General features: G+C 69.6%; 4 protein-coding genes. All 4 read right to left on the bottom strand.

Annotated elements, in window-relative coordinates; genetic code table 11:
- Window positions 1-26: 26 nt before the first annotated feature.
- Window positions 27-293: a twin-arginine translocase TatA/TatE family subunit gene (locus IBL25_RS25200; protein WP_187781200.1), complete on the bottom strand. Its 267-nt coding sequence runs from the start codon at window positions 291-293 to the stop codon at window positions 27-29.
- Window positions 294-481: 188 nt separating this feature from the next.
- On the bottom strand, window positions 482-1,465 hold the full coding sequence (locus IBL25_RS25195) for a Bug family tripartite tricarboxylate transporter substrate binding protein (RefSeq protein WP_187781199.1): 984 nt from the start codon (window positions 1,463-1,465) through the stop codon (window positions 482-484).
- Window positions 1,466-1,558: 93 nt separating this feature from the next.
- Window positions 1,559-2,044: a CHAP domain-containing protein gene (locus tag IBL25_RS25190; protein WP_187781198.1), complete on the bottom strand. Its 486-nt coding sequence runs from the start codon at window positions 2,042-2,044 to the stop codon at window positions 1,559-1,561.
- Between the two features lie 250 nt (window positions 2,045-2,294).
- On the bottom strand, window positions 2,295-3,350 hold a 1,056-nt coding region (dnaA, locus tag IBL25_RS25185; RefSeq protein ID WP_187781197.1), incomplete at its 5' end, for a chromosomal replication initiator protein DnaA.

The following is a 3,350-nucleotide window of genomic DNA, read 5'->3' as shown; positions in this document are numbered from 1 at the left end:
CGCGGGGCGGGTGCCCCGCGCGGGCCTCAGGCGGCCGGGCGGTTGGTGGTCTGCTGCGGGGCGGCCTGCGTCGGCGGCACCGTGGTCGGACCCTGCAGGTTGCCGGCCGGCGTCGTCGGCGGAGTGGCCTCGGCGGCCATCGACGCGTCGTCGCTTTCGTTCATGTTCTTCTTGAAGGACTTGATGCCCTTCGCGAAGTCGCCCATCAGGCCGCTGATCTTGCTGCCGCCGCCGAAGAGCAGCAGCACCACGAGCAGCACGACCATCCAGTGCCAGATGCTGAAGGAACCCATGCCAAGCCTCGATCCAGTTGGGCGTCGCGGCTGAGGGGATTCCTGCCCCCGCATCCCGCGCGCGCATTCGTGCTACGAGGACCACACTACTGTCCCGGCGCCCCCCGTGCAAAGGGCAGATGGCCCGAATCGGCACCGGAAACAACCGGTGGCCGATTCGTTTTTACCCGGGCGGCTCTGGCGGTGCCTTATTCCGCCGTGATGCCCAGCCGCTTGATCAGCGCGCCCCAGCGCGCGGTCTCGGCCTGGATAAAGGCGGCGCATTCGGCGGGGGTGCTGCCCACCACCTCGAATCCGGCGGTCCCCAGCGCCTTCTGGCCCTGGGGTGCCGTCAGCGCCACCTTGGCCTCGCGCGCCAGCAGGGCGATGCGGTCGGCCGGCATGCTGGCCGGGGCCACCAGCGCGTTCCAGGCATAGGAGGCGGCGCCGGGGAAGCCGGCCTCGGCCAGTGTCGGCACCTCCGGGATCTGCGGCAGGCGGGCCTCGGTGGTGACCACCAGCGGGCGCACCTGGCCCTCGCGGATCTGCGGCAGGATGCCGGCGATGGTCAGGAAGACCGCGCTGATGCGCCCGGCCACCAGGTCCAGCACCGCCTGCGGGAAGCCGCGATAGGGCACGTGCTCCGCCTGGAAGCCGCCGCGCGCCTTCAGGTCCTCCATGGCCAGATGACCGCCGGAGCCGGCACCGACGGAGCCGAAGGTCAGCGCCTGCGGGTTGGCGCGGCCATAGGCGATGAATTCCTCCAGCGTCTTCGCCGGCACGGAGGGGTGCACCACCAGCACCTGCCCGGCGCGGGCCACCAACGAGACCGGCGCCAGATCCTTCTGCGGGTCGTAGGGCAGGCTGGGGTAGAGGGCGGGCGCGGTGGAGAGCGGGCCGTTGATGGTCAGGCCGATGGTATGCCCATCCGTCGCCTTGGCCACGGCATCGGTGCCCAGGTTGCCGCCGGCGCCGACGCGGTTATCCGCCACGCAGGGCTGACCCAGCACCGCCGTGTAATGCTGCGCGATGATGCGGGCCACGATGTCCGGCGTGGAGCCGGGCGGGAAGGGCACCACCATCCGCAGGGGGCGGTCGGGCCATTGGCCGGCGGCATCGGAGCCTTGCGCCAGCGCCGCCCCGGGCAGGGCAGCGGCGGCGCCGAGCGCCAGAAGGGAACGGCGGTGCAGCATGACGGTTGTTCTTCTCCGTGCGGGCTTGCAACGGGATTGAGCATGGCCGCCCGGCTCCGTCCAGACGCCGCGTGGCGGAGCAGCCTTGCCGCGCTAGCGGGCCGCCATCAGCGGCTGGCGATGGATGAAGCCGGCGGCGGGATAGCTGCTGGCGCCCAGGTTGTTCACCGGCGGATACCAGACCCGCACCAGCGACCAGTCATTGCCGGGAGAGACATCGACCACCGGCTGGTCTAGCGTGATGCGGCCCTTGGCGGAGCCATTCGCCCAATTGGCATGGTTCACCCGGATCTCGCGCGAGGACACCACACGGCTGACCACCGAGAGATGCCCGTCCCGCAGCCGGGAGGTGCGGCGCAGCACCAGGACACTGCCGGGCCGCGGCGTCTCGCCCCGGGCATAGCGGCCGGCGGCGGCATCCCACCATTCCCAGGCATCGCCCGAGAGCTGGATGCCGGATTCCGCGCGGGCATAGGGCACGCACCACATGAAGCCGCCGGCACCGGTGACAGCCCGCCCGCCGCCACAGGCGGTGAGCAGCAGCAAGGCGAGAAGAGCGAAAACCCCCGGGAAGCGCATGGGCGCAAAGATCCGTCCTGATCCACCAGAGGCCCGGGGGGAAGCCGCTGGATAACGGGCTGGCTATAGCAGAGGTGAGGGTGCCCTGTCTGCGGGGAGGGCGGCCAAGGGGGCGCCGCCCCCTTGGAACCCCTGCTGGGGTGACAGTGTCACCCCAGGCCCCGCCATCAATGGGGCATAAACTCGAAGGGGGGGGCCGGGGTGGACTTTCCACCCGGGCGGGGGACCGGGGGCGGAGCCCCCAGGCGCTTCAGGTTTCCAGCATCCGCCGCAGCAGCTCGACATCCTCGGCGAAGGAGACATCGGCCTGCATCAGCTCGGCGACGCGGGAGACGGCATGCATGACCGTGGTGTGGTCGCGGTTGCCGAAGCGGCGGCCGATCTCGGGCAGGGAGCGGGAGGTGAGCTGCTTGGCCAGGTACATGGCCACCTGCCGCGGGCGCGCCACGTTGCGGGCGCGGCGGGCGGAGGACATGTCGGTCAGGCGGATATTGTAGTGCTCGGCGACCTTGCGCTGGATCTCCTCGATCGTCACGCGGCGGTCATGGGCGCGCAGGATGTCGTGCAGGACTTCCTGGGCGCTCTCCAGCGTCACCGGGCGGCCAAACAGGTTCGCATGGGCGATCAGGCGGTTCAGGGCGCCTTCCAGCTCCCGGACGTTGCTGGTGATCTTGTGCGCCAGGAACTCGAGCACCCGGCTGGGCACCTCGACCTCGGCCGTCTGGGCCTTGGCCTGAAGAATGGAAATGCGCAGCTCGTAGGTGGTGGCGTGGATATCGGCCACCATGCCGCAGCCAAGGCGCGTGCGCAGTCGGTCCTCCAGGCCGGACAGGTCGGAAGGCGACTTGTCGGCGGAAACCACGATTTGCTTGCCGGCATCCACCAGCGCATTGAAGGTGTGGAAGAATTCTTCCTGCGTATTGTCCTTGCCGATCAGGAACTGCAGGTCGTCGATCATCAGCACATCGACGGAGCGCAGCGATTCCTTGAACTGCATGGTGGACTGGTTCCGCAGCGCGTTGATGAACCGGTACATGAAGGTCTCGGCCGACATGTAGGTCACGTGGCGCTCGACGCCGCCCTCGCCATTCTGGATGGCCCAGGCGACGGCATGCATCAGATGCGTCTTGCCCAGGCCGACGCCGCCATACAGGAACAGCGGGTTGAAGCCCGGGCTCGCCGGCTTCTCCGCCACGCGGCGGGCGCAGGCATGGGCGAATTCATTCGGCTTGCCGACGACAAAGGTGTCGAAGGTGGAGCGCGGGTCCAGCTTGGCTGACCAGTCATTGGCCGGGCGCTCGGCCGC

The organism is Pseudoroseomonas ludipueritiae, from assembly GCF_014490445.1.
In the GTDB taxonomy this organism is placed as follows: domain Bacteria; phylum Pseudomonadota; class Alphaproteobacteria; order Acetobacterales; family Acetobacteraceae; genus Pseudoroseomonas; species Pseudoroseomonas ludipueritiae.
Note: the sequence above shows the minus strand (reverse complement) of the source record. Positions and strands in the feature narration are given on the sequence as shown.